The sequence below is a fragment of the Kitasatospora sp. NPDC004289 genome (genome assembly GCF_053602875.1).
Map to the genome: position 1 here is coordinate 30,223 of NZ_JBSGEL010000003.1, position 25,523 is coordinate 55,745.

Below are 25,523 nucleotides of genomic sequence, written 5' to 3' on the forward strand. Positions count from 1 at the left end.
TCAGAACAGGTAAAGAGCGAGCAAAGGATGAATAAAGCAGATATAACGGCTGAAACGGCGGAAATCGGAGTACCTGCTCATACTGGGCCGCATGGAAGAGAAGACCACCACGTCCGAGCGCCCCTCGACCGTCACCGTGCGCGGCCGGTCCTTCCGACTGCGGACCCTCGGGATCGTCCTCCTCGCGGCCCTGGCGATCTGGTTCATCGGCGTCAACACCGCCTCGGTCCGGATCAGGCTCTGGATCCCGACCGTCACCCTCCCGCTCTGGCTGGTGCTGGCGGCCACCCTGCTCGTCGGCGCCGCGATCGGCTGGATGGCCGCCCGGCGCCGCGCCAAGCGCTGACGCCGGGCCCACCCCCGACCACAGCCACAGCCCCGACCTGAGGCCGCGTCACTTCGCGGGGTGCGCCATGGAGTCGATCGCGATGGCTGCGGCCACGATGGTGGCCTTGTCCACCGCGTCGGAGACGTCGAGGCCGTAGGTGTCCCGCATCCGGAACCACTTCTTCGAGACCTCGGCCACCTTGACGCCGTCCTGCTCGATCGTGTACTCGTGGTCCACGATGTTGCCCTGCACGGAGAGCTCGCCGCCGTCCTCTTGCTTGATCGTCCAACGCTCCCTCAGCGGACTGATCAGGGCCTTCTTCACCAACGCGATCCGCTTCCCGTCCGCGTCCTCGATCTCCATCGAGTCCTTGATCCGCAGCGGCCGGCTCTGCACCTTCGCCACCCGCCGCCCGTCCGGCTCCTCGATCGCGTAGGTGTGGCGCAACCGCAGCGCCTTCCCGTTCACCTTGTAGGCGTGCTCCCCCGCCTCGTCGTCGATCCAGTAGTCGTCCCCGATCGAGAACATCCTCTGCTGCATCCGGTAGCGGGTGACGCCCTCCCCCGCGTCGAACGCGTGGTTGGCCTGGCGCCGGGCCCGACGGTCCTCGAACATCCCACGATCCTCTCCTCGGCGATCCGCTCCCTTCCTACCGCCGCCCCGAACGGCCCGCGCGCCTTGCGGGCATTCGAAGGACCCCTGGAGCGAACGCCGCCCGTGCAGGGGTGGTGACCGCACCGACCTGTCAGGGCCATGCTGAACCTCCGCCCGCGCGAACCCCGGAGGACACCACCATGCGCCGCCTGCTCCCGATCGCCGTCGCCACCGCCGCCGCCACCACCTCCCTCCTCTCCGCGCCCGCCCTCGCGGACACCGCCACCGCCCCGGCCGCGGCCGGGGCCGCAGCCGGCGTCACGCCCGTGATCCTCGTGCACGGCCGCAACGCCGGCCCCGGCGTCTGGGGCGCCGCGACCGCCGCGCTCACCGCCCGCGGCGTCCCCGCCGACCGGATCTTCGCCTGGTCGTACGACACGTCCGCCTCCACCAACGAGGTGCTGGCCGGCCGGCTCGCCACCTACGTCGACCAGGTGCTCCACGAGACCGGCGCGGCCAAGGTCGACCTGGTCGCGCACAGCCTGGGCAGCCTGCCGACCCGTTGGTACGTCAAGTTCGGCGACGGCGGGCGCACCGTGCGGAACTGGGTCTCCCTGGGCGGCCCCAACCACGGCACCGGGCTCGCCTGGTTCTGCGCGCTCTGGGACCAGGGCTGCAAGGACATGACCCCGAACTCCTACGTCCTCGGCCACCTCAACACCGCCCCCGAGACTCCCGACCCGGTCCACTACCACACCTTCTGGTCCTCCTGCGACGAGCAGATCTCACCTCCCTCCAGCACCGAGCTCGCCGGCGCCGTCAACACCCGCACGGCCGCCTGCCTCAAGCACAACGACCTGCTGACCGACCCCACCGTCCTCGCCCAACTCGCCGCCTCGCTCAGCGACTGACCCCGCGTCAGGAGACACCGGCGAAACGACCGGACCGTTCCAAGCCATGACAGCGGAGATGTAGAGATTCTGGCTAAAATTCACACTGGCTAATGACGTCCCGCTCTGCCAGTGTTGCCGCCGCACCGTCGAGCAACCCGACCGACTCGGCGATGGGCAGCCGGCGCGGGCAGGACTCCCCCCGCCCGGAGCGGCCGCTGACGACCCGTCACGCGCCGACCGCGCCGCCCACCGCCCCGGACACCTCATCCAGGGAAGAGCACCATGGAACTCAGGAAGTTCGTGCTGGCAGCAGCACTCGGCACCACTGTGCTGACCACCGTCCCCGCACTGATCGCGCCGCAGGAGGCGGCCGCCAGCTGCTGGAGCCAGTACTACTCCGACTGCGAGCCCGACTACCCGACCGACCCGGGCGGCGGCGGGGACGACGGCGGGGGCGGCGACACCGGTGGCGGTGGCGGTGACGACGGCGGTGACGACGGCGGTGGTGACGACGGCGGCAGCGACACCGGCGGGGACTGGGGCGGCGGCGGGGACACCGGTGGCGGAGACTCCGGCACCGGGAACGACTGGGGTGACGGCGGCGGGGACTGGGGCGGCGACGGGGGCGCCGGCACCACCTGGGACCCGGGCCCCGACTTCACCGACCTCAGCACCGGGAACATCGGTGACTGGTTCTCACCGGAGATCCCGACGGTCGTGATCACGGCGCCCAGGCAGGAGTTCGACCGCTCCCTCTACCAGGGCAGCGGCGGGTCCGACTACGTCCGGACCGACGGCACCGGGGGCACCGGCGGCTCGGGCAGCGGCACGATGCCCGGCGCGTGGATCATCGGCCGGGGCCAGACCTGGTTCGAACGGCAGAACTGCTACACCAACCCGAGCCCGGCCTCGACCAAGATCACCGATAGCATCAGCTACCAGGTGAACTACAAGGTCAGCGCGAACGTCACGGCCAAGGCCTCGGAGCTGCTCAGCGCCAACCTCGGCGCCGAGCTCAACAAGCAGCTCAACCGCACCCACACCCTGGAGATCACGCTCGGCCCGGGCCAGAGCTGGGCGCTCGACGTGCAGTACGAGACCGTGGCCTACCAGATCACCACGACGTGGCTCGGCGGCTACACCGTCGAGTACGTGAACGTCACCAAGCCGACCGGCCACGTGTCGTTCTCCTCCTGCCAGTGAACGACCGTTCCACCACGGCGGCGGTGCGACGGGTCCGCCCCGTCGCACCGCCGCTCGACGCCGTCGCCGTCCCGCCCGCCGAGCGCGCGACCGCCCTCGACGCACTGGCCCGGCTCACCACGGCCGTCGGCACCCACCTGGCCAACCCGGACCTCTTCCACCGCCCCCGCTGGCGACGCCAGATCCACCCCGGGCGCACCGCCGGCATCGCCTCGGAACAGCTGCCGCGTCTCCTCGCCGCCGCTGCCGAGAACCGCACCGCCGTCGGCCTGCTCGCCGTCCACTCCGTCCGCGCCGAACTCCTCGAACACCCCGGCCACCGCCTCTGCTTCACCCCCGAGGCGCTCGCCGAACTCCACCGCATGCTCGTCGCGGGAGACCCCAACATCACCCAGCCCGGCGGGTTCCGCCGGGGGGTCTCCACCGTCACCTGGCGCGACGGCGAGAGGTTCACCATCGCCACCGCCCCCGGCGCAGAGCTCCGGGACCGCATCGCGTACTGGCACCACTGGGGCACCCACACCACCGCCCACCCGCTGGACGCCGCCGCCCTGGCCATGGCGGGCCTGCTGACGATCCATCCGTTCCCGGACGGCAACGGCCGCACGGCCCGCCTGCTCGCCCAGTGCGACCTCGTGAGCGCTCGCCTGCTCCCCGGCCTGCTGCTCGACCTGGAGGCCTGGGCCGAGCGGCACCACGCCGAGCACGACAGCGCCCTGGTCGCCGCCGCCGACGGCGAACTCACCGGCTGGGGCTCGCTGTTCGCGCGCGCCGTCACCGAGACGGCCCTCCACCGGACGGCCACCGTGAACGCCTACGGCGCGGTGCTGGACACGGCCATCGCCCGGGTCGCCGACGACCCCGCCGCCATGGTGGCCCTCACCCACCTGCGCGCCGCTCCCGCCGTCTCGGCGGACTCCCTCCGGGACGTCCTCCCGTACGACCCCCGACCACCCCTCGACCGCCTGCGCACCGCCGGCCTCCTCACCGACCACCCCCGCCTGCCCGGAGCCCTGATCCACCCCCGGCTGCTCGAACTCCTCGACGCGCCGTACGAACCCGATGCCGGAGCCCCCTGACCAGCCCGGCCCGCACCGTGACCGGGGATCACCCTCAGGTCTGAGGACGACGCCCACCGGGTGCGGCTAGCGTGCACCCCATGGACTCCGACGAACACCCGGGGCACGCCTCGTCCTTCGGCCTCGCCGCCGTCGCCTACGCCGAGCACCGCCCCGACTACGCGCCGGCCGCCGTCCGGTGGGCGCTGGAGGCCGCGCCCGGCCGGCGGGTGCTCGATCTCGGTGCGGGGACGGGAAAGCTGACCGGCACGCTGCTGGCGGCGGGCGTCGAGGTGGTGGCCGTGGAGCCCGATCCGGCGATGCTGGCCGAGCTGCGCCGTGGCCTTCCCCAGGCACGCGCGCTGGCCGGCAGCGCCGAGGCGATCCCGCTGCCGGACGGCTCCGTCGACGCCGTGCTGGCGGGGAACGCGATGCACTGGTTCGACCTCGCAGTCGCCGGGCCGGAGATCGCCCGGGTGCTGACACCGGGCGGGGTGCTGGCGGGGCTGTGGAACCTGATGGACGACCAGGTCCCCTGGGTGGCCGGTCTCGCCGGGGTGAGCGGTAGCGCGGTGATCGGCCCGCGCGACACCCCTGCCGCCTGGCGCACCGCGACCACCGGGCTGCACCTCCCGAAGGACGGGAGCGCCGCCCGCTTCGGCGGCCCGGAGCAGCGGACCTTCCCGCACGGTCAACTCCGCACCGCCGACTCCCTGGTGGCCGCACTCGCCACCCGCGCGGGCGTGATCGTCATGCCGGAGCCGGAGCGCGCCGCCACGCTCGCCCGCATCCGCGGGCACCTGGCCGCGACCCCGGAGACCGCCGTGGGCGCGTTCACCCTCCCCTTGCTGACCGGTGTGCTCCGTACGCACCGGCTCCGACCCGCCGTCGACCCCGAGGAGCAATGATGCGATCCACCACCACGACCCCGCGATTCCCCGGCCACCCGGCCCCGGCCCCGACCCCTGCCCCGGCTCTGGCCCTGGCCGACTGGCGCACGATCTTCGGCCCCTGGCTGGGCGGTACGGCCCGCCGTTGAACGAGCGGGTCCTGAAGGCCTTCAGGCGGACCGGCCCGGCCCGACGCGCTCTCGCGCCGGGCCGGGCCGGTCGGTTCCGCCGGTCTGCTGACGGCCCCTCAGGCGACGGTCTCCGGCTCGCCGCGGAGCGGCTCGGCCTCGGCCACCTCGGCGGCGGCCCTGCGGCGGCGCGCGCCGAGTGCCGAGGCGATCGGCTCGGTCCAGCGCGCGGCCAGCGGGCCGATGATCACGAGCAGCAGGACGTACGCGGTGGCCAGTGGTCCGAGCGCGGGCTCGATCCCGGCCGCCACCGCCAACCCCGCGATGACGATGGAGAATTCACCCCGGGCGACCAGTGCGCCCCCGGCCCGCCAGCGGCCCCGCGAGGCGATGCCGGCCCGGCGGGCGGCCCACCAGCCGGTGGCGATCTTCGTCAGTGCGGTGACCACGGCCAGCGCGAGTGCCGGGAGCAGGACCGGCGGGATGCTGGCCGGATCGGTGTTCAGGCCGAAGAAGACGAAGAAGACGGCCGCGAACAGGTCGCGCAGCGGGCTCAGCAGGGTGTGGGCGCCCTCGGCCGCCTCCCCGGAGAGCGCGATGCCGACCAGGAACGCCCCCACCGCCGCCGAGACCTGGAGCTGCTGGGCGACCCCGGCCACCAGCAGGGTGAGGCCGAGCACCACCAGCAGCAGCTTCTCCGGGTCGTCGTGCGAGACGAAGCGCGAGATCAGCCGCCCGTACCGGAGGGCGACGAAGAGCACCGCCCCCGCGGTGGCCAGCGCGATGGCGAGCGTGATGCCGCCCGCGACCAGCCCGGCACCGGCCAACAGGGCGGTGAGGATGGGCAGGTAGACCGCCATCGCCAGGTCCTCCAGCACCAGGATGCTGAGGATGACCGGGGTCTCCCGGTTGCCGAGCCGACCGAGGTCGCCGAGAACCTTGGCGATCACCCCGGAGGAGGAGATCCAGGTGACGCCGGCCAGCACGGTGGCGGCCACCGGGCCCCAGCCGAGCAGCAGTGCCATCACCGCGCCGGGCAGGGCGTTGAACGCGAAGTCCACGATCCCGGCGGGGTACTGGCTCTTGAGGTTGGTGACCAGATCGGTGGCGGTGTACTCCAGGCCGAGCATCAGCAGGAGCAGGATGACGCCGATCTCGGCGCCGGTGGCGACGAACTCCACGCTGCTGCTGAGCGGCAGCAGTCCGCCGTGGCCGAAGGCCAGGCCGCCGAGCAGGTAGAGCGGGATCGGCGAGAGGCCGTACCGGCCGGCTATTCGGCCGAGCAGTCCGAGGGTCAGGATGATCGCGCCGAGCTCGATGAAGATGGTGGCGGTGTGCAAGCGTTCACTCCCGTCCGAGGATCACTGCGGCGGCGTCGACACCCTCGCGGGTGCCGATCACGATGAGGGTGTCGCCTCCGGCGAGGCGGAAGTCCGGCGTCGGGGAGGGCACGGCGCCGGTGCGGCGCAGCACGGCGACGATGGAGACGCCGGTCTCGGTGCGCATCCGGGTGTCGCCGAGCTCGCGCCCGTTCCAGTGCGAGGCGCCGGAGAGCTCGATCCGCTCGGCGACCAGGCCCAGGCCCAGGGTGTGCAGCACGTTGGGGCTGTGGTGAGCGGGTGTCAGGGCGTCGATCAGGGCGGCGGACTCACCCTCCGTCAGGTGGACGGAGAGCGAGCAGGCGTCCGGATCGTCCCGGCGGTAGGTGTTGAGGGTGCGGGTGCCGTCCCGGTGCGCGATCACCGAGAGGTGCTGATGTTCTCGGGTGGTCAGGTCGTACTGCACGCCGATTCCGGGCAGCGGGGTCGATTGCAGTCGGGGCACGGGCACGGGGGCATCCCTCCGGCAGGGCGCTGATGCGCAGGTCAAGGGGTGGTCCCACAGTCTTTCAGGCGAGCGGCCGCCTCCGTAAGGGTCAACGAAAAGTAAAGAGCAGATCAAGGCGTGACGTTCAGCACCTTGACCCTCCGTCACCTCGGCGGCCCGGTGACGTAATTCGCGGGCCTCGTGGGGCGCGGCCCGCATACCCTCCCCGCCATGATCGACTGGAGCCTGACCGAGGCGGCCGACTTCGCCGTTCCCAGCGGCCGCACCATGGACGAGCTGGTGCCCCTGCTCGCGGCCGCGCTGGCCGACCCCGACCCCGCCGTCCGGGACGGCGCGCCGTACGCCGTGCTGTCCACCTGGATCTCCCGGAGCGTCATCCCGGCACCGCTGCGGCGCGCGCTCGGCGCCCGGATGGCCTCCCGCTTCGAGGACCCCCGGGTGCAGGCCCGCACCTTCGCCCCGCTGGTGCTGGACATGCTGGTGGAGGCGGGGGACTTCGCACCCGAGTGGGTGGCGGCCTTCGAGCACTGGTACCCGGCCGAGCACGACCTGCGCGGCCACGACGCCGAGTTGGGCTGGCTGCACGCCGTCGCGCACGGCGCCGACCTGCTCGCCACCTTCGGCCTGCACCCGGAGGTGGCGCCGGAGCGGATGCTCGCCCTGGCGGCCGCCCGGCTGACGGCGCCGACCGCACACGTCTGGGACCAGCTGGAGGACGACCGCCTCGCCCGCGCGGTCGGCCGGGTGCTCACCCGTCCCGATCTGACGGAGTCCCAGACGATCGGCTGGCTGGCCCCGCTGGCCGAGCACTTCGGGTCAGACACCCTCGCCATGCCCGTCCCCGCGGAGTTCTCCAACTGCCTGCGCACCCTGCGCCTGCTCTACGTGCTGGCGGACAGGGGCGTACGCGCCCGGAGCGAGGCACCGGCGCGCACCCTCACGCACCCCAAGGCCGTGAAGGCGGCACTCGCCGACGCGCTGGACCGGATGGTCCGGCGCTGACGCCTCGGCCATCGGAGCCGGTCCGACGGGGCGTCAACTCCCCGTGCGGACCGGCTTTTTCCGTCCAGCGCACGGCTCCCGCCATGCCCGGCAACAAGATGTTAACCACACGGGCACACCTCCTCCGCTTCCCGTGACTTTGACCGGTACATACTCGTGCTTTACTGAGTCTTGACGTAACGTCGAGTCACCACGGCTCCACCGTTGGTGAGCCCGGCGTTCCTCCGCCATGCCCGTTCCAGCCGAAGGAGGACTTACTCTTGGAACCGCTCATCGACCGCGCCCGGGCCTTCCCCCAGCGAGCCGGTGACGCCGGCCGCGAGCTCACCGGCCTCGCCGCCGGCCAGGCTCCGCAGGCGCTCTTCATCACCTGCTCCGACTCCCGGGTGGTCCCCAGCCTGATCACCGGCGCCGACCCCGGCGACCTGTTCGAACTGCGCACCGCGGGCAACATCGTCCCGGCCCACCACCCCGACGCCACCTCCGGCGAGACCGCCACCATCGAGTACGCCGTCGAAGTGCTCGGCGTGCGCGACGTCGTGGTCTGCGGCCACTCGCACTGCGGCGCCGTCGGCGCCGTGGTGCGCGGCGACGACCTCAGCGTGGTCCCGGCCGTGGACGCCTGGCTGCGCACCGCCGACCACCAGATCCTGCGCTCCGGCGACGAGGCCGAGGTCTTCGACCCGACCGTGGCCGGCCCCGTCCAACGCCACGTCCTGGCCCAGCTCGACCGCCTGCGCGCCTACCCGTCCATCACCCGCCGCCTGACGGAGGGCCGGATCAGACTGCACGGCTGGTTCTACGAGATCCACACCGGCCTGGTGCTCTCGCACCGCCCCGAGAGCGGCCTCTTCCTGCCGCTCTAGACCCGCCCCGAAACCCCGCTCCACCGCTCCACCGCTCCACTGTTCCACCGCCCCACCCAGGCCCTCCCGCCCCGTCCGTACACCCTCACGAGGACCCGAGGACCCGATGCCCCGCCATCACGAAACCGCGCCGCCCGTGCGCACCTCCCGACTCGCCTCCCTCCAGGCGGACTTACCCGCCTCCCTGGTCGTCTTCCTGGTCGCGCTGCCGCTCTGCGTCGGCGTGGCCGTGGCCTCCGGCGTCCCCGCCGAACTCGGCCTGGTCACCGGCATCGTGGGCGGTCTGCTGACCGGCCTGCTCCCCGGCAGCAGCCTCCAGGTCTCCGGCCCCGCCGCCGGCCTCACCGTGCTGGTGTACGGCGCGGTGCAGGAGCACGGCCTCGGCACCCTCGGCGTGATCACCGCCGCCGCCGGGCTGCTCCAACTCGCCATGGGCGCCGCCCGCCTCGGCCGCCTCTTCCGGGCCATCTCGGTCTCGGTGGTCCAGGGCATGCTGGCCGGGATCGGCCTGGTCCTGATCGCCGGTCAGCTCTACGCGATGGCCGACCTCAAGGCCCCCGCCGACGGCCTCTCCAAGCTGGCCGGGCTCCCGGGCCTGGCCACCGACGCGCTCTCCTCCCGCGCCTCGCTCACCGCCGCCGCGATCGGCGCGGGCACGGTGGCGGTGCTGGTCCTGTGGCCCAAACTGCCCGGCCCCTTCCGCACCCTCCCCGCCCCGCTCGCCGCCGTCGCCGGAGCCACCGCCGTCACGGCGCTGCTCTCCCTGCCCGTCGCCAAGGTGGACGTCGCCGGGCTGGCCGGGGTGATCAGCCTGCCGGACTCGTCCTCCCTGGCCGCCCTCGGCAGCGTCGCCGCCCTCGGGACGGTGCTGGCCTTCGCGCTGATCGCCTCCGCCGAGAGCCTGTTCAGCGCCGCCGCCGTCGACCGCCTGCACGACGGCCCCCGCACCCAGTACGACAAGGAGCTGCTCGCCCAGGGCGCCGGCAACACCGTCTGCGGCCTGCTCGGCGCCCTCCCGATGACCGCCGTCATCGTCCGCAGCGCCGCCAACGTCCAGGCCGGCGCCCGCACCAAGGCCTCCCGCGTCCTGCACGGCCTCTGGCTGCTGCTCTTCGCCGCCCTGATCCCCGCCGCCCTCACCGTCATCCCGCTGGCCGCCCTGGCCGGTGTCCTGGTGCACGCCGGGGCCAAGCTCATCCCGGTCAAGTCCCTGGTGCCGCTGTGGCGTTCGCACCGGCACGAGGCGCTCATCCTGGTCGTCACCGCCGTCGCGATCGTGGCCACCAACCTCTTCGAGGGCGTCCTGCTCGGCCTGCTGCTCTCCGTCCTCAAGTCCGCCTGGGACACCTCCCACCTCCAGGTCGAGGTCGCGGACCGCGGAGCGGACGGCCCGATACACGTCGCCCTCTCAGGCAACGCCACCTTCCTCCGCCTCCCCCGGCTCCTCGAAGCCCTCGAACGCCTCCCCACCGATCGCCCCGTCCACCTGGACCTCACCGCCCTGCGGCACCTCGACCACGCCTGCCGCACGGCGCTGGAGACCTGGGAGGACCGCCACAACCGCACCGAGGGCGCCACGGCGGTGGTCCGCATCCCGGCGTCCGTCTGACGGCCCCTCAGGTGCCCGGGGCCTCGGCGGCGCCGACCCCGGGCACCTGTGTCACCGTCAGGTCCTGACGGTGTCCCACATCCGCGATCGACTCCCCGGCGCTGACCCGCCGCCCGTACCCTCTGGGCACCGGGTCAGCAGCCCGGACACACCCACCGCACCGGGGAGTTCACCGCACCGTGTACCGCAGAACCGTCTTCCTCCTCGCCACCGCCGCCCTCACCCTCCCCCTCACCGCCTGCGTCCCCGAACCCGCCCCCGCGCCCTCCGCCGCCACCACCACTGCCGCTGCGGCTCCCCCGCCGTCCCCCGCCCCGACCACTGCTCCGACGACCGCCAAGCCCTCACCGGCCGGGCCCCGTAAGGTCACCGAGGCCCCCACCGCCGGCGGCCTCACCCTCGCCACCGGCCCGGGCACCCTGACCGACGTACCGGTCGACCCCGGGGAGATGGTCGACGGCATGCAGTTCGTCCAGGCCGAGTACGACCGCCCCGGCAAGCCGTCCGCCCGCCGGATCCTCGTCCTCGCCGTGGACAACGTCCCCGAGGACCCGAACAAGCGACGCGAGCACCTCTGGCGCGGCCTGATCGACTACGCCCTCGGGACCGGCTCCGCCGGCGACCCCACCACCGCCGAACCGTACGCGCCCGGCCCGCTCGGCGGCTCCCTCGAATGCCTGAGCCTCCCGGCCCGTACCGGCCCCACCGACGTCATCTGCGGCTGGTCCGACACCACCACCGCCGGTGTCGCCCTCCTCCCCGCCACCACCCCGCCGGAGGCCGCCCGCCTGTTCGCCGCCATCCGCACCGCCGTCGAGCACTGACGGAACGGCGTCCGCAGGTCACCCGCGGATCAGGAGCTCCACCGGTCGCAGTACTCGATGTGGATCTCACGGGCGTCGCCGAGGACGCCATCGTTCGAGTGCAGCTCGGTGCAGAAGTGCGGGTGGCCGGGATGGACCGGGGTGAAGCCCGGTCCATCCCGGGCCACCTCGAGGAAAAGCCGCGCGGTCTCGCGGAACACCTTCGCGCTGCCGGTCATGAACAGCGTCTCGGCATGGAGGTGCTGGTGGAACAGGTCGCGGTTCTCCCGGTGGTGACGGGCCGCGTAGTCGATCGCCGCACCGTCGTCGTGCTCCTCCTCGGGCAGGCTCGCGGTCTGCGGCCGACCGGGGCCGAGACGGCCTCGGAGCTCCTTCCAGCGTGAGGGGGCGAACTGGAGCGAGTGGTGCAGGAGGACGAGGTCGAGCCGGCGGCCGACGTCCTCCGGCACCTCCCGGGCCGGCGGGTGGTTGGCCCGCAGGGGGAGGTGGATCAGCGAACGCGGCGAGCGGGCCGCGAGCATCCACAGTCCGGCGATGCTGCGGGCGGCGTCCTGGTCCAGATAGGCGTTCAGGTACCGGTCGTGGTCGACGAGGACCGCACGGGTCAGCGGCAGAGCGGGCCGGATGACCCTGAACTCGTCGGCTCCCGACCGGGCCCGGTGTACGACGATCGGTAGCTTCATCTGCGCTCCGTGGTGCTGCGACGGCTGCCTCGCCCGACGTGGGTCGCCCGGTCGCCGACGGCGGCTCGCTCACCGCGGGGCAGTTCGTGCCGGGACAGGCGACCCCGAGCGTACCCCTGAGCACGCCGCCACCGGGGCCTCCGATCACGTGGCCCGTCCGCGAATCCGCGCCGAGCTTGTACAACGAGGTGCTCTACGAGATCGTCTGACGGTGCAACACTCCGACCAGCACCTGTCGATCCCCGCAACGGCCCCGGCGCCGGGCACCGGCCGCCCGCGGCTGCGGGCAGTCGGCCGGACCCTGACCGTCGCAGCCTCCGTCCTGGCCCTCTGCGTGGGCGGATTCCTCGGCTTCGTGATGGTGGTCGCCGGAGGAATGTCCGACCCCGCTCCCGAGACGCCGCCCGACCAGTACGGGCCGTACTGGCCCGAGGTGCTCGCGGGCCTGGCCCTGATGCTCCTCTCCCTCGGTGCCCTGATCTGGTTCGGCGCCCTGAGCTCCCGCGGCCGCCGACGCCTGGGGCTGATCGGCCTCGTGTCCGTGGCGCTGTTCCACGTCCTCGGGCTGCTGGTCTTCGTGCTCGTTCACCGCACTTAGAAGAGCTCACACAACGCTTGGACTCGCCTGTAGGTGACGATGCAGCAGGCGAGTTTGAGGAATGCCTCGTGGATGTCGTCGCGAATGTCCCAACGGATGCGTAGGCGTCGGAAGCCGTGAATCCAGGCGTTGGTGCGCTCGACGACCCAGCGGACCGTGCCCAGGCCGGAGCCGCGCGGGACCCCGCGGCGGGCGCTGACCGGTGGCAGCTACCTGGAGCGCGTCGGCCGGTCGGCACCGTGCCGGTGGTCAGCCTCGCGTCGCCACCACTCTGCCGGTAACGGCGTCCACGAACTCGACAGTTCCGGTGGCCTGTGTGTCCCCGGGCTTGACGATGTTGACCGCCCAGCACGGCCGCCACTGGCCATCGATCTTCTTGGCCAGGAGGAACGTGGTGTCAGCGCGGGAGCCGGGATGGGCTGATACAGCCTGACGCTTGGCGGTGTCGGCGTTGACGGTGGAGTGTGGCAGTTGGGGGTCGGCGTCCCAGCGTGCGGATGACGCCATGACCCTGCCGGAGGTGGAGACGGTGATGTCCAGGCGCATCGGCATCAGGACGTTGTCCGCGTTGTACCGGCGGTAGGTGAGCATGTAGGCGCCACCCCCGCTGTCGGTTGAGGTCAGGGTGGAGGTCGCTGCCTGGGTGAGCTCGGGGAACCAGGTGGCCGCGAAGTCCGTGCCGACCTTGAGGACCTGGTCCTTGGTGAGCGGACCGGGGTCGATCTGGCTGTCGGCCGAAGCGCTGATGAGCAGACGCCCGGTGGGCCAGTCGATGCGGAACTGTCCGCGGTCGGTAGTGGCCTCCAGGACCTGCTGCGGGGGATCCTCGGGGATGGCGGTCAGACGGGTGTTCTGCAGCAGGGTACCGGGGCCGAAGAGCCGATCGGCGACGCGCTGGGGGACTTCGATCTCGTCGGACGAAGAGGTCGCGCCGAAGCCGACCGCGTCGCGGTGAAGCGGTACCCACAGCCAGACCACGGTCGTGACCGCGGCCAGGCCGACGCCGGCGACCGTGAGACCGTGAAGGACGTCTCGGCGCCCGAACCCTGCCTTGTGGGAGCGGAGCCACAACCAGACGACCGCAGCGACAGTGCCGACGAGCGCGCCGAGCGCGTTGTCGATGAAGTCCGCGCCGTCACAGGAGCGGCCGGTGCCCAGCAGAGTCTGGCAGAGCTCGGTGACAGCGGAGAGAACCGTGCACGCCGCGAGCACGGTCAGCGGCCGGCGCAGCACCACTGCGGCGAAGAAGGCGAGAGGCACGAACAGGGCGATGTTCATCAGCCCCTGCTGGGTGGTGGCGGTACCCCACACCCCGCTCCCGATCGCACAGGTCCGCCCCGACGACCCGGTGGTGGTCGGTGTCAGGGTCGCCGCGACCACGCCGGCCAGCGACAACCCCCACAGAACTGCGGCTGCCTGCGGCCACTGTCTGGCCCGGGCCTGCCGCAGAGCCACCGTCCCGAAGATGAGGCCGAGGACGGCGAAGACGGGGACGAGCGCGGGAGCTGAGGAGAAAATCGCTTCGATCATCGGTCTTCCGGGACGCGGTCGGGTAGTGCCCCGGGGTGGCTGCGAGCCGAGCTCGCACCCACCCCGGGGCAAGGTCAGCGTGTCAGGATCAGCAGGGGTGGTCCGGCGGGGTCTGGAAGGTCTGCTGCCCGGAGACCCACATCTTGCCGATCGCGCTGCAGTTCGCCGGCAGCGGGGCGAAACCCCAGTTGAAGCTCTTGGTCTCACCGGCGTTCTGGGTGAACGCGCCCTGGTCCCAGTGGGTGTTGCCACCCTCCTCGTACGCGAAGCGGGCGATGATCTGGCCGCCCGACTTCTTCTGGTACTGGATGGCCGTGAGCGCCGAGTAGTAGGACTGGCCGTGCTTCGCACCGTTCTCGGACCAGAAGTAGAGGGTGCCGCTGCTCAGCGAGGTGCTGACCAGGGGCTGGACGCCGCCCGTGGTGGTGGAGGTGGCGGTGCCGTCGTTGATCTGGGCAGCCGCGCCACCCGTCGAGGGCAGGTTCAGCTGGTGGTTGCCCTTCTGAGCCGGGGCGGCCTGGGCGTCGACGGCGGTCGCGACCGGAGCAGCCGCCAGCACAGCGGCGATACCGAGCCGTACCATCGTCGTACGCACCCCGCCCATCGGGGCAGCGGTCTTCGTCATGATGTCCTCCCAAAGCGCATCAAGATGGCGAGGAGGGGGGCTCCGCGTTGCAGCGCGGACCCCCCAGCCCACAGATTGCGGCCTGACAGCTTGCGCGGCCCGGCACGCCTTGAGCCTTCCGTATGCACTCCACCCGAGCAAGCGAAATCAGTTGGCCCCCCTCGTCCCGCTTCTGCCGGGAATCCCCTACTTGGCCATCACCTAAAGTAACTGCTCACCTGCCCTTGGCATCGGGTTTCCAGCACGTTCCGGATGCAGCTACTTCAGAGCGTCACATAACAGTGACGTAACGAATGGATGCCTGATGTTGTCATGCTCCGGTCGCCAGTGGTGCGGGTCGGGCCGGGCGGACGGGTGCACAGGTCGGCGTGGACGGTCTTGCCAAAGGGCTCGACCGTGGCGCTCCACTGGCTGCCGGAGAGGTGGTCGACCAGGGCACGACCTCGCCCGATGGCAGGGAGAGGCGGCGAACGCGGTAGGCGCCGCAACCGCCTACACGGAGCTGGTGAGAGGAGCTAACACAATGCTTGGACTCGCCTGTAGGTCATGATGCAGCAGGCGAGTTTGAGGAATGCCTCGTGGATGTCGTCGCGAATGTCCCAACGGATGCGTAGGCGTCGGAAGCCATGGATCCAGGCGTTGATGCACTCGACGACCCAGCGGACCGTGCCCAGGCCGGAGCCCTGCGGGATCCCACGGCGGGCAATGACCGGTTTGATGCCGTGCTTCCACAGCAGTCGGCGGTACTTTTCGTAGTCGTAGCCCCGGTCGGCGAACAGTTGCCGGGGACGGCCGGTGGCGCCCCGGATGTGGGGGATGGCGTCGAGCAGGGGCAGCAGTTGGGTGACGTCGTGCCTGTTGCCGCCGGTCAGGGTGATGGCGAGCGGGGTGCCACCGGCGTCGGTGAGGGCGTGGTGCTTCGAGCCGGGCCGGGCACGGTCGACCGAAGCTCAGCCCAGTTTTGGGCCGCCCCGACGGGCCTGTGAAGAACAAGCAGCCCGCTGCCCGCTACGAAGCAGGCAAAGTCCTCGCCACCGGCGAGGTGTACGCCCGGTCCGCCCACCACAAGCGAGGGACGAAGCCAAGGCGGATTTCCGAGGCACCCGTGTGACAAGATCCTGGGATGGCCTTGGAGAACTGGGAGCATGACGGCGAGCACTTCTGCCTACAGTCGACCCACGTAGCAGATGGGACGAGGTACTTCGAGCTCAGTGAAGCTCGTCCGACTCCGGCCCAATGGACGACCACACCCACCGAAGCCGTCCGCATCCCCGGCCCAGCCCTTGTCACCGTCACCACCCACCAGAAGGACGAGGAGATTCCGCCCCTCGTCCACTTCGACACGGACCACCAGCTCCCACTTGCAGTCCTGAGCCGCTTCGTAGCACGCGTCACCGAGCTGTTGAAGGATGAAAGTGTCGAGCCCCGAACCTCCAGCTGACCCAGCCCACCAGCGGCTCAGAGTTGAACGACAAGCTGAGCTGGTGGACGATCGCATCGGTCTCCAGGCACCGCACCGCCGTATGACCGACCCCGACGAGGCGATCGCGGAACTCGAGCGTGCCGTGCCCGGCTTCAGCGCACTTCGCCTCACGGTGCCTCAGACCTTCGACTGGCCAGCACTCGAAGGCGAACTCGGAGCTTCACTCCCCGCCGACTACAAGCGGCTCTGCGAGCTCTACCCCACCTTCGTGCTCGGCGACTTCCTGTCCGTCCACTACCCCGCGGCCGGTCGCGAGCAGGACTGGCCGCAGGCGCTCCAGGAGGACTTGCAGATCGTCATGGAGTGGTGCGAGGACGACGACCCCGTCATCCCACTGACCCCGTACCCCGCCCCGGGCGGCCTGCTCCCCTGGGGCAGCTCGAACCAGGGCGACTTCTTCCTGTGGAGCACCAACGCGGCAGGCCCGCACGAGTGGACGGTCACGGTCGCCTCACGCAACGGTGACTGGTGGCACTACACCGGCGGGCTGGTGCAGTTCCTCGCCGACCTGATCAGCGGCGCGCTGGAGCCGTGGGGACTGCCCGTGATCCGACCCGAGTACCGCAGATGGTGAGCGGCAGTTCCCCCGTCCAGCGCGCAGCGGTCCGTGAGCTCGCGGGCCCCACGGGGCCGTGGCGGAGCGGAGGCCGCCTGGTGGGCCTAACGGGGGCTCAGGCCGTCCGGGCCGGGAGGCGGTCGGCGGTGCGGACGCGGTGGAGGTGGATCAGGAGGTCGTAGGCGCAGCCGAGGGCGAGGGTCGGGGCCGGGTCGGGGTGGTACTCGGAGCCGGCGTCGTAGGTGGGGCGGGAGGTGTCGAGCCAGCGGCGGGCCGGGGTGGGGAGGGGGCGGAGGTCGAGGTAGTAGTCGCGGTGGCGGAGCAGGTCGAGGAGGTGTTCGTTGCTGCCGGGGGCGGCGGCGGGGACGGTGACGGTCTTCCAGTCGTGGCTGCCGAGGGAGGAGTCCTTGGTGAGGAAGGAGCCGCCGGCGAAGGTGAAGCCGATCGCGCAGTAGTCGCGGCCGAGGGTGTCGCGGAGGAAGGCGCCCTGGGTCTTCGGGTACATGGCGGGGTCGGTGGCCAGGTAGCCGACGTGGCCGTTGTGTGCGGAGACGAGGACCCGGCCGCCGACCGTCCGCTGCCACCAGGCGGTGTTCTCCGCCATGGTGCGGTCGCGGAGCAGTTCGGCGGCGGTGACGGCGGCCGGGTCGGTGACGTCCAGGGAGAGGAACTCGAAGGTCCGGGCGATCACCCGGGCGTGCTGCTCGGCCCAGGCGCCGGCCTCGCCGCCGCCGGAGCGGGCGACGAGGGCCAGCGCCTCCGCGGCCCGGGCCGCGTCCGCCCGCCGTTCGGCGACCGGCCGCCCGAGGTAGGAGAAGGCGTCGTCCAGCGGGCGCAGCACGGCGTACAGCGCCTCCACCCTCGCGGCCGCCGACGGCGCGGTACCCCGCAGGTGGTCGAGCACCCGCCGGAAGACGTCGTCGCCCAGGCGGGGAGCGCCGATGTCGTCGCCCACGAAGCGCAGCGGCCGCCCGGGCCGCCGGAGGTTGTACGCCCGCATCCAGCCGATCAGGCTCGCGAACTCGGCCCGCTCCCACGGCGATCCGCCGAACTCCTCGTGGACCAGCCGCACCGCGTCGTCGTCGCGGCCGCCGCCCGTCTCGCCCCGTACGTAGGAGTCGATCCGCAGGCCGGCGGTCCAACTCATCTCCAGCGCGAAGGTGGTGAAGCCCTTCTCCTCCACCAGGTACCGGAACACCCGCTCCTTCATCGCGAAGAACTCGTGCGACCCGTGCGCCGCCTCGCCGAGCCCGACCACCTTGGCGCCGCCGATCATCGCCCCGAGCGCCCGCAGGTCTCCCGTCCGTCCGCCCGGCTCGGTCGTGGTCAGCGGCTGGGCCCCGCGTTCCAGTGCCCGGACCAACCACCCCTCCTCCACGCCCGCCGGCGCCGATGCCGCCGCCGAGGCCCGGGTCCCCACCGCCAGCGCGGCCGCCCCCGCACCGGCCGCCACCAGCAACTGCCTCCGCCCGAACCGCATCCCACGCTCCGTCATGCCGCACACCCTCCAGCCATCGGCCCCGCCCCTCGGGACCACTGGAACGATCTTGTCCCGGGGCCGCGTGCCACCGCCCTCCCGCTGTCCGCCCTCTTCCGCGCGGGGTCACCCCCACCGCCGTCTGCCCTTCCGGACATCACCCTTGCCCGCGGTTTGTTCGAGCGCGCCCCACGGGTAGTCAGGGGCCGACCCAGAGGAGGGAGTTCCCGTGCAACCGACCGCCCCCGCGCAGACCCCCAGACACCCGCACCCACCCGGCCTGGACACCCTGCGCCGCACTCCGCACCGCGGCCTCGCCGCGATCCCCGACCCGGCCCACCGGGCGATGATCGCGAGCGTGCTGGACTCCGGGGCGATCGAGCGGGAGATCGCGCGCACCGACGCGTACGCCTTCGACCCGCCCTCGGACCTCGCCCAGGCGGCCGCCGACGCCCGGACGCTGACCGCCGAGCTGGCGGCCTTCGGCGTCGCGCTGCCCGCCGCCACCGTCCACCACATCACCCTGATGCACGCCCTGATGGTGCCCCTGGCCGACGACGCGCTGGCCCTCGCGGTGGACCGCGTCTGGGTGTTCACCACCAACACCGACGACGTCTGCTGCCGCGAGCCCGCCGGGGCGGCGGCCCTGCTGCGGGCCGGCCTGCTGCCAGGGGAGCCCGTCACCACCCCCGAGACCCGCTACGTCCGCCACATGTTCGAGCAGCTGGCGCCGCACTGCGAACCGACCGTCCTGGCCGTCCTCAAGAGCTTCTTCCACAACGCGCTCACCGGCCTCCTGATGGAGGCCGAGTTCCAGCCGGACGCCACCGACGGACTGGACAGCGACTTCGTCCGTGCCTACAACGGCTTCTCCCAATTCTGGTTCGCCATGCTGCAGTTCACCGACCCCTGCCTGAGCGCCGACCACCAACGCGCCTTCTGGGCCGCCGCCCTGAGCTCCGGCGTGGACTTCCTCAACGACGTCAACGACGTGCTCTCCTGCTATAAGGAGGCGGTGGACACGCCGGACTTCCTGGCCGGCCGCCTCCACCGCCAGGCGCTGCGCGAGGGGGTCCCCTACGTCACCGTCCACCGCCGCACCTCCGAGAGCGGCGAGGCCGCCCGCCGGCGCATCCTCGCCCTCGCCAGCGATGCCCAACGACCGCACCTGGACAGGTACCTGACCGGCTTCGCGTACTGGCACCTGCACTCCCCGCGCTACCGCTGGCAGGACCTCTTCCCAGGCCTCGCCCCGATCGGCGGCGCGTGAGCCGAACACCGCCCGGCCGCTCGCGCGCCACGCCGACAACCGCAATGTCCGTTTGGGGCGATACAGGTCACGTGTAATGGTTTCTGCCCGTTCATGATCCCCACTGCCATGATCAGCGGCGGACAGAACCCCCCATACACGGAGGAACCAGTGCAGCGCCCACGTGCCCGCACCCGCATCCTGGTCGCCATGGCCGTCGCCGCCATTGCCACCGTCGCCGCCGGGCCGGCCCCGCAGTCGAACCAGGCCCGGCCCCGCGGCGCGGGCACCCAGCGCCCGATCGGCCCGGACCCCGCGGTCACCCTGCTGGCGCACGGCAACCTGACGATGGCCTCCAACTCGGTGCTCGCCTGCGACGACAGCCAGGGCGACGACTGCAACGACAACAGCTACAACAACGGCCGGACCAAGTGGGTGAAGTCCGACCCGGCCGCCCCCGGGAACACCGCCTCCGCCGCGACCCTGACGGTCCCTCCGGGCTCCAAGGTGCTCTCGGCCCGGCTGTACTGGCAGCTCAACCCGGACGGCACCAGCGTCACCTCCACCTCCGGCGACGCGAGCAAGGCGAACCAGGTGGAGCTCAAGGTGCCGGGGGCGGCCGGCTACCAGCGGCTGACCGCCGACACCTACGACTGGTTCGACCAGCAGACCGGCGGCAACCCGCCGAAGCCGATCACCGCCCACGCCGGGGTCAAGGACGTCACCGACCTGGTGAGCGCGGCCGGTCCGGGTTCCTACACGGTGGCCGACATCCAGGCCTGCCAGGGCCGCTCCTCCACCGCCGACTACGGCGGCCAGAACGTCGGCTGCTGGGGCGGCTGGTCCCTGGTGGTGGCGTACGAGAACGCGGCCGAGCCGCTGCGCTACCTCCAGGTCTGGGACGGCTACCAGCTGGTGCGCCCACCCAACTCGGCCGCCACGCTGACCCTTTCGGGCATCCGGACCTCCGCCGCCAAGGCCCCGGCCGCCACCATGGGCGTGACGGTCGGCGACGGCGACACCCCGATCGCGGGCGACTCACTGGAAGTCGGCGCCGACCCCTCCTCGCTCACCGAGCTGATGATGCCCACCCCGAGCGGCCAGGTGGTGGACGACAACGCCTTCACCGGCCGGATCGACCGGGTGGCCGCCGACGGCACCGGCACCAACCTCACCGACCGGACCCCGAACCCGGTGAACAACCTGGGCTACGACGCCCGGATCATCGACATCACCGGCAAGCTGCCGGCCGGCAGCACCCAGGCGGTGCTGCGGATCAACGGTGACGGCGACGCCCTCCACCCGCAGGCGGTCTGGCTTGCCCTGGAGGCGGTCGAGCCGGACCTGCGGATCACCAAGGCCAACGACCCGGCGGGCACCACCGACGACAACCCGCCCGGGCTGGTCCAGGCCGGCGGCCAGGTGACCTACTCCTTCACCGTGGCCAACCAGCACCGCGACGGCACCAGCGCGGACCTGGACACCGCCACCGGCATCGAGCTGACCGACGAGCTCCCGGCCGGGGCGAGCTTCGTCGCCGGGTCCAACCCGGACTGCGCGGCCGGCGGCCGGACCGTCACCTGCCAGGTCCCCGACCTGGCGCCGGGCGCCACCACCACGATCTCCTTCAAGGCAACCGTCGACCCGGCGACCGCCGCCGGGACCAAGCTGGACAACACCAGCTCGGTCTCCTTCACCGGCGCCCAGACCGGCCGCACCCAGCAGCGCGACAGCAACACGGTGCGCAACACCGTGACCGCCGCCCCGCAGTACGCCGTCACCAAGACCGCCGACAAGGCCGACGCCGAGCCGGGCGACAAGGTGACCTACACCGTGACGGTGGAGAACACCGGCACGGTGGCGATCGACAGGCTCACCCTCACCGACGACCTGACCGAGGTGCTGGACGACGCCGAGTACGACGGCGACGCCACCGCCTCCACCGGCCAGGTGTCCTACCGGGCCCCGGTGCTGAGCTGGACCGGCGACCTCGCCCCGGCGGCGAGGACCACCATCGCCTACGGCGTGACCGTCCGTCAGCCCGCGGCCGGTGACGGCTCCCTGGTCAACACGGCGGTGGCCGACCGGGCCGGCGGCAACTGCCCGCGCGGCTCCACCGACCCGGCCTGCACGGCCACGGTCGTGGTGGACCACCCCTCGCCCAGCCCCTCCCCGAGCGCCGGCCCGGACCCGAGCGGCAGCCCGACCGCGGACCCGTCGCACTCGCCCGACCCCTCCCCCAGCCCGGCCCCGGACCAGGGCGGGCTGCTCCCGCACACCGGCGCCGGCGTCACGCTCGCCACGCTGACGGCCGCCGCCACCCTGATCTCCGGGTTCGTCCTGTTCCGCCTCTCCCGCCGCGGCCGCCGCAGCCGCCGCAGCTGACCCGATGCGCAAGAATGTGACGCCGAGAGCGCATAACTGAAACAATCCAACGCAAGAATCTTGTGGACTCCCCTGTGGAGGCCCTACTGTCACGTGCCAATCCCCCTCCAGAGGCAGGCACCTGATGGCACGGAACCTCCGCAGGGCGGTCACACCGCTCTCCGCGACGCTGCTCCTGTTCAGCCCGCTGCTCGGCGGCACCGCCGACGCCGCCCCGGCGACCGCCCCGTCCCCCGTGCTCACCCGCGCCGGGCTGGCCCCCGCACTCACCGAGGCGCGCGGCGCCCGGGTCCCCTTCGCCGAGCAGGAGGCCGAGTCGGCCGTCACCACCGGCACCCGGATCGGGCCCGACCGCACCGCCTACACGCTGCCCTCCGAGGCCAGCGGCCGGCAGGCGGTGAAGCTGACCCCGGGTCAGTACGTGGAGTTCACCCTCCCCGCGGCGGCCGACGCGATCACCGTCCGCTACAGCATCCCGGACGCGCCCCGGGGCGGCGGCATCACCAGCCCGCTGGACGTCACCGTCAACGGCAAGGACCGCCGCACCATGACGCTGACCTCCGAGTACTCCTGGCTCTACAACCAGTACCCGTTCTCCAACGACCCGCAGGCCGAACTCCTGCACCCCGACTGGTGGATCACCGAGTGCGGCTGCGTCCCGGCCGCGACCACCCCGGCTCCGGTGGTCGACAAGCCGTTCCGACCCAGCCACTTCTACGACGAGCAGCGACTGCTGCTCGGCAAGCGGTACAAGGCCGGCGACGTGGTCCGCCTGACCGTCCCCCGCACCGCGAACGCGGCCGAGTGGACCGTCGTCGACCTGCTGGACTCCCAACTGGTCGGCGCCCCGCACGTCGAGCCCTTCGCCGCCAACGTGCTGGCCTTCGGCGCCGACCCGACCGGCCGCCGCGACTCGGCGCCCGCGATCGAGCGCGCCATCGCCTTCGCCCAGCGCAGCCGCCTCAAGGTCTACCTGCCGCCGGGCACCTACCAGGTCAACCGGCACATCACCGTGGACGACGTCACCGTCGTCGGCGCCGGCAGCTGGTACACCGTGCTGAAGGGGCGTCAGACCACCCTCCCGCAGCCCGCCCCGGACGGCTCGGTGCACACCGGCGTCGGCCTGTACGGCAAGAGCGCCGCCGAGGGCGGCAGCCGCAACGTGCACCTGTCCGGCTTCGCGATCGAGGGCGACGTCCGCGAGCGGATCGACACCGACCAGGTCAACGCGATCGGCGGCGCGCTCAGCGACTCCACCGTCTCCGGCCTCTACCTGCACCACACCAAGGTCGGACTCTGGCTGGACGGCCCGATGGCCCGGCTGAAGGTGACCGGGAACGTCATCGCCGACCAGATCGCCGACGGCCTCAACTTCCACACCGCCGTGACGGACTCCGTGGTCGCCGACAACTTCGTCCGCAACACCGGCGACGACGGCCTGGCGATGTGGTCGGAGAAGACCGCGAACGCGCGCAACGTCTTCGACCACAACACGGTGCAGTCCCCCGTCCTCGCCAACGGCATCGCGATCTACGGCGGCACCGACACCACCCTCTCGAACAACCTGGTCGCCGACCCGGTCCGCGAGGGCAGCGCCATCCACGCGGGCTCGCGGTTCGGCGCCGAGCCCTTCGCCGGGCAGCTGCTGATCACCGACAACACCACGGTGCGCGGCGGCACGTACGAGCTGAACTGGAAGATCGGGCTGGGCGCGATCTGGTTCTACGCCCTGGACCGCTCGATCTCCGCCGACGTCCGGGTCACCGGTGACCACCTGCTGGACTCCACCTACAACGCCCTGATGCTGGTCTCCGACTGGCCGGTCAAGGACCAGGTCTCCATCGACGGCCTGAAGTTCAAGGACCTGCGGATCGACGGCACCGGCACCTCCGTGCTCAGCGCCCGGGCCGCCGGCTCGGCCACCTTCGAGAACGTGGACGCCCGCAACGTCGGCGCGGTCGGCGTCAACAACTGCGGCACCTTCCACTTCACCCCGGCCGGCTCCGAGTTCGCCCTCACCGACCTCGGCGGCAACGACGGCGGCGGCACCACCGGCCCCTGGCTCGCCCCCTGGGAGCTGCCGAACACGATCACCTGCGACGACCGCCCGCCGGTGGTCACCCCGCCGGCTCCGTCCCCCTGGGGCTGAGCCCGCACCCAGCGCCGCGCCCGGGACCCCCACCCCGGGCGCGGCGCCTCGCCCGTTCCGGGCCCGGTCGGTTAGGTTCGGACACCATGAGCACCACCATCTGGACCACCCGCGCCGAGACCCCCTCCGACGTCCCCGCCGTCCGCGCGATCAACCTGGCCGCCTTCGACACCCCGGGCGAGGCCGACCTGGTCGACGCCCTGCGCGCCGACCCCACCGCCTGGATCGACGGCCTCTCCCTGGTCGCCGTCGACGAGGAGGACCGCCCGGTCGGGCACGCCCTGCTGACCCGCTGTCACATCGACGGGACCCCGGCCCTCGCCCTGGCCCCCTGCGCGGTGCTCCCCTCCCACCAGCGCACCGGCGCCGGAGCCGCCGCGATCCGCGCCGCCCTCCGCGCGGCCGCCGCCCTGGGCGAGCGCCACGTCGTGGTCCTCGGCCACCCCACCTACTACCCGCGCTTCGGCTTCGAGCGCGCCTCCCAGCACGGCATCAAGCTCTCCATCGAGGTCCCCGACGAGGCCCTGATGGCCCTCGCCCTCACCCCCGGCGACCCGCTGCCCTCCGGTCTGGTCCGCTACCCGGCGGCCTTCGGCATCTGAGGCACCGGACAGAGCCCGGCGGGGGTCGGCGGCTCGCGGCGCGGGCGCGCGGCGAGCCGACGGCCCCCGGTGGTGCTCAGCGCATCAACCGCTCGGCATCCGAGAGCAGTTCGACCACCCGCAGGCCGAAGGCCGCGTCGCACGGGTGCGCGGTGCCGTCCGCCGCCGAGCGCAGCAGCGCCGAGACCGAGCGGGCGTACGCCTCCTGCGGGCTCTCGTGGCGCTCGGGCATCAGGAAGCGGCCGGCCTCACCGCGCAGCTCCAGGACCACGCCCTCCACCGCACCCGCGACCGGCATGGTCAGGCTGAGCGTCAGGTTGCTCAGGGCACCGGCGGCGTGACGGATCACCAGGTGGACGGTGTCCAGGGGGCCGGTGGACGCCGAGATCACCTCCCCGTCGCCGAGGACCGGGAGGAGCACCGAGAGGGCGTGCGGGCCGACGTCCCAGAGGGCGCCCTTCTCCCGCCGCCAGGGCGAGTCCGCGTACGGGCTGCCGCTGCCGGGGGCGAAGACCGAGCCGAACCACTCCGCGCGGGCGGTGAACCAGCCGTCGCGGGCGCCCTGCTCGGTGAGCCAGTCGGCGATGTCGGGGTGGTACCGCAGGGTGAAGAAGACCACGGAGGCGACCTTGGCGCGCTCGGCGGCCCCGACCACCGCCCGCGCCTGGTCCACCGTCAGGGCGACGGGCTTGTCGAGCAGCAGGTGCTTGCCGGCCTCGGCGGCCCGCACCGCGTACTCGGCCTGGACGGCCGGCGGCAGCGCGATGGAGACCGCGTCCACCGAGGCGAGCAGCTCGTCCACGTCCTCGAAGACCGGCACGCCGTACGGCTGCGCCAGCTCGGCCGCCGCCGCGGGGCGCCGACCCCAGACACCGGCGAACTCCACCTCGGGGTGCCCGGCCAGGGCCGGGGCGTGCACCCGCTGCGCCCAGGGGCCGGTGCCCAGCAGTCCTATCCGCACGGC

25 protein-coding genes and 2 pseudogenes are annotated in these 25,523 nt (G+C 72.4%); 17 read left to right on the forward strand and 10 right to left on the reverse strand.

Annotated elements, in window-relative coordinates; all coding sequences use genetic code 11:
- The first annotated feature begins 91 nt into the window (after nt 1–91).
- Nucleotides 92–346 carry a LapA family protein gene (locus tag ACWEPF_RS02725; protein ID WP_449796559.1) on the forward strand — a complete coding sequence of 85 codons (255 nt, stop codon included), beginning with the start codon at nt 92–94 and terminating at the stop codon, nt 344–346.
- Nucleotides 347–394: 48 nt separating this feature from the next.
- Here the strand turns inward: ACWEPF_RS02725 and ACWEPF_RS02730 are convergent, their stop codons facing one another.
- Nucleotides 395–943 carry an LURP-one-related/scramblase family protein gene (locus ACWEPF_RS02730; protein ID WP_452171105.1) on the reverse strand — a complete coding sequence of 183 codons (549 nt, stop codon included), beginning with the start codon at nt 941–943 and terminating at the stop codon, nt 395–397.
- A gap of 179 nt (nt 944–1,122) precedes the next feature.
- Between ACWEPF_RS02730 and ACWEPF_RS02735 the strand changes: the two genes are divergently transcribed.
- The 5 genes from ACWEPF_RS02735 (at nt 1,123) to ACWEPF_RS02755 (ending at nt 5,115) form a co-directional block, all read left to right on the forward strand.
- The gene (locus ACWEPF_RS02735) at nt 1,123–1,833 is read left to right on the forward strand and encodes an esterase/lipase family protein (RefSeq protein ID WP_452171106.1); all 711 of its coding nucleotides are present in this window, start codon (nt 1,123–1,125) and stop codon (nt 1,831–1,833) included.
- Nucleotides 1,834–2,097: 264 nt separating this feature from the next.
- The gene (locus ACWEPF_RS02740) at nt 2,098–3,018 is read left to right on the forward strand and encodes a DUF6426 family protein (RefSeq protein WP_452171107.1); all 921 of its coding nucleotides are present in this window, start codon (nt 2,098–2,100) and stop codon (nt 3,016–3,018) included.
- Nucleotides 3,015–4,097 (forward strand): Fic family protein, encoded by a 1,083-nt coding sequence (locus ACWEPF_RS02745; RefSeq protein ID WP_452171108.1) that lies wholly within the window; start codon nt 3,015–3,017, stop codon nt 4,095–4,097. The genes ACWEPF_RS02740 and ACWEPF_RS02745 overlap by 4 nt, the downstream gene beginning before the upstream one ends.
- Nucleotides 4,098–4,177: 80 nt before the next feature.
- Nucleotides 4,178–4,984 carry a class I SAM-dependent methyltransferase gene (locus ACWEPF_RS02750; RefSeq protein ID WP_452171109.1) on the forward strand — a complete coding sequence of 269 codons (807 nt, stop codon included), beginning with the start codon at nt 4,178–4,180 and terminating at the stop codon, nt 4,982–4,984.
- On the forward strand, nt 4,984–5,115 hold the full coding sequence (locus tag ACWEPF_RS02755) for a hypothetical protein (protein ID WP_452171110.1): 132 nt from the start codon (nt 4,984–4,986) through the stop codon (nt 5,113–5,115). Before ACWEPF_RS02750 ends, ACWEPF_RS02755 begins: the two co-directional genes overlap by 1 nt.
- 98 nt (nt 5,116–5,213) lie before the next feature.
- Here ACWEPF_RS02755 and ACWEPF_RS02760 read toward each other — a convergent pair whose 3' ends face one another.
- On the reverse strand, nt 5,214–6,434 hold the full coding sequence (locus ACWEPF_RS02760) for a cation:proton antiporter (RefSeq protein WP_452171111.1): 1,221 nt from the start codon (nt 6,432–6,434) through the stop codon (nt 5,214–5,216).
- Nucleotides 6,435–6,438: 4 nt separating this feature from the next.
- Nucleotides 6,439–6,924, reverse strand: coding sequence for a cation:proton antiporter regulatory subunit (locus tag ACWEPF_RS02765; RefSeq protein WP_380150049.1), 486 nt, complete (start codon nt 6,922–6,924; stop codon nt 6,439–6,441).
- Nucleotides 6,925–7,131: 207 nt separating this feature from the next.
- Between ACWEPF_RS02765 and ACWEPF_RS02770 the strand changes: the two genes are divergently transcribed.
- From ACWEPF_RS02770 to ACWEPF_RS02785, 4 genes are all read left to right on the forward strand, one after another.
- Nucleotides 7,132–7,923, forward strand: coding sequence for a DUF2785 domain-containing protein (locus ACWEPF_RS02770; RefSeq protein ID WP_452171112.1), 792 nt, complete (start codon nt 7,132–7,134; stop codon nt 7,921–7,923).
- Between the two features lie 260 nt (nt 7,924–8,183).
- Nucleotides 8,184–8,789 (forward strand): carbonic anhydrase, encoded by a 606-nt coding sequence (locus tag ACWEPF_RS02775; RefSeq protein WP_452171113.1) that lies wholly within the window; start codon nt 8,184–8,186, stop codon nt 8,787–8,789.
- A 106-nt stretch (nt 8,790–8,895) separates the two neighbouring features.
- Nucleotides 8,896–10,398 carry a SulP family inorganic anion transporter gene (locus ACWEPF_RS02780; RefSeq protein WP_452171114.1) on the forward strand — a complete coding sequence of 501 codons (1,503 nt, stop codon included), beginning with the start codon at nt 8,896–8,898 and terminating at the stop codon, nt 10,396–10,398.
- Nucleotides 10,399–10,577: 179 nt separating this feature from the next.
- Entirely contained in the window at nt 10,578–11,222 is a 645-nt protein-coding gene (locus ACWEPF_RS02785; protein ID WP_452171115.1) for a hypothetical protein, read from the forward strand.
- Nucleotides 11,223–11,251: 29 nt separating this feature from the next.
- On the opposite strand, the gene ACWEPF_RS02790 is transcribed toward ACWEPF_RS02785, so the two are convergent.
- Nucleotides 11,252–11,905, reverse strand: coding sequence for a hypothetical protein (locus tag ACWEPF_RS02790; RefSeq protein WP_452171116.1), 654 nt, complete (start codon nt 11,903–11,905; stop codon nt 11,252–11,254).
- A gap of 211 nt (nt 11,906–12,116) precedes the next feature.
- On the opposite strand from ACWEPF_RS02790, the gene ACWEPF_RS02795 reads away from it, so the two are divergent.
- Nucleotides 12,117–12,503, forward strand: coding sequence for a hypothetical protein (locus tag ACWEPF_RS02795; protein ID WP_452171117.1), 387 nt, complete (start codon nt 12,117–12,119; stop codon nt 12,501–12,503).
- Here ACWEPF_RS02795 and ACWEPF_RS02800 read toward each other — a convergent pair.
- The 4 genes and pseudogenes from ACWEPF_RS02800 to ACWEPF_RS02815 all read right to left on the reverse strand — a co-directional run.
- Nucleotides 12,500–12,712 (reverse strand): annotated as a pseudogene (locus tag ACWEPF_RS02800) (transposase); the annotation flags it as partial. The gene ACWEPF_RS02795 and the pseudogene ACWEPF_RS02800 overlap by 4 nt on opposite strands.
- Before the next feature lie 40 nt (nt 12,713–12,752).
- The gene (locus tag ACWEPF_RS02805; protein ID WP_452171118.1) at nt 12,753–14,033 is read right to left on the reverse strand and encodes a VanZ family protein; all 1,281 of its coding nucleotides are present in this window, start codon (nt 14,031–14,033) and stop codon (nt 12,753–12,755) included.
- An 88-nt stretch (nt 14,034–14,121) separates the two neighbouring features.
- Nucleotides 14,122–14,658, reverse strand: coding sequence for a hypothetical protein (locus ACWEPF_RS02810; protein WP_452171119.1), 537 nt, complete (start codon nt 14,656–14,658; stop codon nt 14,122–14,124).
- A 515-nt stretch (nt 14,659–15,173) separates the two neighbouring features.
- A pseudogene (locus ACWEPF_RS02815) lies at nt 15,174–15,599 on the reverse strand (IS5 family transposase); the annotation flags it as partial.
- Between the two features lie 182 nt (nt 15,600–15,781).
- Here ACWEPF_RS02815 and ACWEPF_RS02820 point away from each other — a divergent pair.
- Together ACWEPF_RS02820 and ACWEPF_RS02825 are read left to right on the forward strand one after the other, a co-directional pair.
- Complete coding sequence (locus ACWEPF_RS02820; protein WP_452171120.1) at nt 15,782–16,099, forward strand: hypothetical protein; 318 nt, start codon at nt 15,782–15,784, stop codon at nt 16,097–16,099.
- A 43-nt stretch (nt 16,100–16,142) separates the two neighbouring features.
- A complete protein-coding gene (locus tag ACWEPF_RS02825; RefSeq protein WP_452171121.1) occupies nt 16,143–16,715 on the forward strand; it encodes an SMI1/KNR4 family protein in 573 nt (190 codons plus the stop codon).
- 97 nt (nt 16,716–16,812) lie between these two features.
- Here ACWEPF_RS02825 and ACWEPF_RS02830 read toward each other — a convergent pair whose 3' ends face one another.
- Nucleotides 16,813–18,192, reverse strand: a complete 1,380-nt coding sequence (locus ACWEPF_RS02830) for an erythromycin esterase family protein (protein WP_452171122.1) — start codon at nt 18,190–18,192, stop codon at nt 16,813–16,815.
- 211 nt (nt 18,193–18,403) lie between these two features.
- Here ACWEPF_RS02830 and ACWEPF_RS02835 point away from each other — a divergent pair, with 211 nt between their 5' ends.
- The 4 genes from ACWEPF_RS02835 to ACWEPF_RS02850 all read left to right on the forward strand — a co-directional run bounded on the left by ACWEPF_RS02835 (nt 18,404) and on the right by ACWEPF_RS02850 (nt 24,559).
- On the forward strand, nt 18,404–19,444 hold the full coding sequence (locus tag ACWEPF_RS02835; RefSeq protein WP_452171123.1) for a hypothetical protein: 1,041 nt from the start codon (nt 18,404–18,406) through the stop codon (nt 19,442–19,444).
- A gap of 150 nt (nt 19,445–19,594) precedes the next feature.
- Complete coding sequence (locus ACWEPF_RS02840; RefSeq protein ID WP_452171124.1) at nt 19,595–21,808, forward strand: DUF7927 domain-containing protein; 2,214 nt, start codon at nt 19,595–19,597, stop codon at nt 21,806–21,808.
- 124 nt (nt 21,809–21,932) lie between these two features.
- Nucleotides 21,933–23,957 carry a glycosyl hydrolase family 28-related protein gene (locus ACWEPF_RS02845; RefSeq protein ID WP_452171125.1) on the forward strand — a complete coding sequence of 675 codons (2,025 nt, stop codon included), beginning with the start codon at nt 21,933–21,935 and terminating at the stop codon, nt 23,955–23,957.
- An 86-nt stretch (nt 23,958–24,043) separates the two neighbouring features.
- Entirely contained in the window at nt 24,044–24,559 is a 516-nt protein-coding gene (locus ACWEPF_RS02850; RefSeq protein WP_452171126.1) for a GNAT family N-acetyltransferase, read from the forward strand.
- A gap of 76 nt (nt 24,560–24,635) precedes the next feature.
- Here ACWEPF_RS02850 and ACWEPF_RS02855 read toward each other — a convergent pair whose 3' ends face one another.
- A complete protein-coding gene (locus ACWEPF_RS02855) occupies nt 24,636–25,520 on the reverse strand; it encodes a Gfo/Idh/MocA family protein (RefSeq protein WP_452171127.1) in 885 nt (294 codons plus the stop codon).
- Nucleotides 25,521–25,523 lie beyond the last annotated feature (3 nt).

Bases quoted from the DNA above. Each gene is read 5' to 3' on its own strand.
- ACWEPF_RS02725 (WP_449796559.1), top strand. From the start codon at position 92: ATGGAAGAGAAGACCACCACGTCCGAGCGCCCCTCGACCGTCACCGTG.
- ACWEPF_RS02730 (WP_452171105.1), bottom strand. From the start codon at position 943: ATGTTCGAGGACCGTCGGGCCCGGCGCCAGGCCAACCACGCGTTCGAC.
- ACWEPF_RS02735 (WP_452171106.1), top strand. From the start codon at position 1,123: ATGCGCCGCCTGCTCCCGATCGCCGTCGCCACCGCCGCCGCCACCACC.
- ACWEPF_RS02740 (WP_452171107.1), top strand. From the start codon at position 2,098: ATGGAACTCAGGAAGTTCGTGCTGGCAGCAGCACTCGGCACCACTGTG.
- ACWEPF_RS02750 (WP_452171109.1), top strand. From the start codon at position 4,178: ATGGACTCCGACGAACACCCGGGGCACGCCTCGTCCTTCGGCCTCGCC.
- ACWEPF_RS02755 (WP_452171110.1), top strand. From the start codon at position 4,984: ATGCGATCCACCACCACGACCCCGCGATTCCCCGGCCACCCGGCCCCG.
- ACWEPF_RS02770 (WP_452171112.1), top strand. From the start codon at position 7,132: ATGATCGACTGGAGCCTGACCGAGGCGGCCGACTTCGCCGTTCCCAGC.
- ACWEPF_RS02780 (WP_452171114.1), top strand. From the start codon at position 8,896: ATGCCCCGCCATCACGAAACCGCGCCGCCCGTGCGCACCTCCCGACTC.
- ACWEPF_RS02790 (WP_452171116.1), bottom strand. From the start codon at position 11,905: ATGAAGCTACCGATCGTCGTACACCGGGCCCGGTCGGGAGCCGACGAG.
- ACWEPF_RS02805 (WP_452171118.1), bottom strand. From the start codon at position 14,033: ATGATCGAAGCGATTTTCTCCTCAGCTCCCGCGCTCGTCCCCGTCTTC.
- ACWEPF_RS02810 (WP_452171119.1), bottom strand. From the start codon at position 14,658: ATGACGAAGACCGCTGCCCCGATGGGCGGGGTGCGTACGACGATGGTA.
- ACWEPF_RS02820 (WP_452171120.1), top strand. From the start codon at position 15,782: ATGGCCTTGGAGAACTGGGAGCATGACGGCGAGCACTTCTGCCTACAG.
- ACWEPF_RS02830 (WP_452171122.1), bottom strand. From the start codon at position 18,192: ATGACGGAGCGTGGGATGCGGTTCGGGCGGAGGCAGTTGCTGGTGGCG.
- ACWEPF_RS02845 (WP_452171125.1), top strand. From the start codon at position 21,933: ATGGCACGGAACCTCCGCAGGGCGGTCACACCGCTCTCCGCGACGCTG.
- ACWEPF_RS02850 (WP_452171126.1), top strand. From the start codon at position 24,044: ATGAGCACCACCATCTGGACCACCCGCGCCGAGACCCCCTCCGACGTC.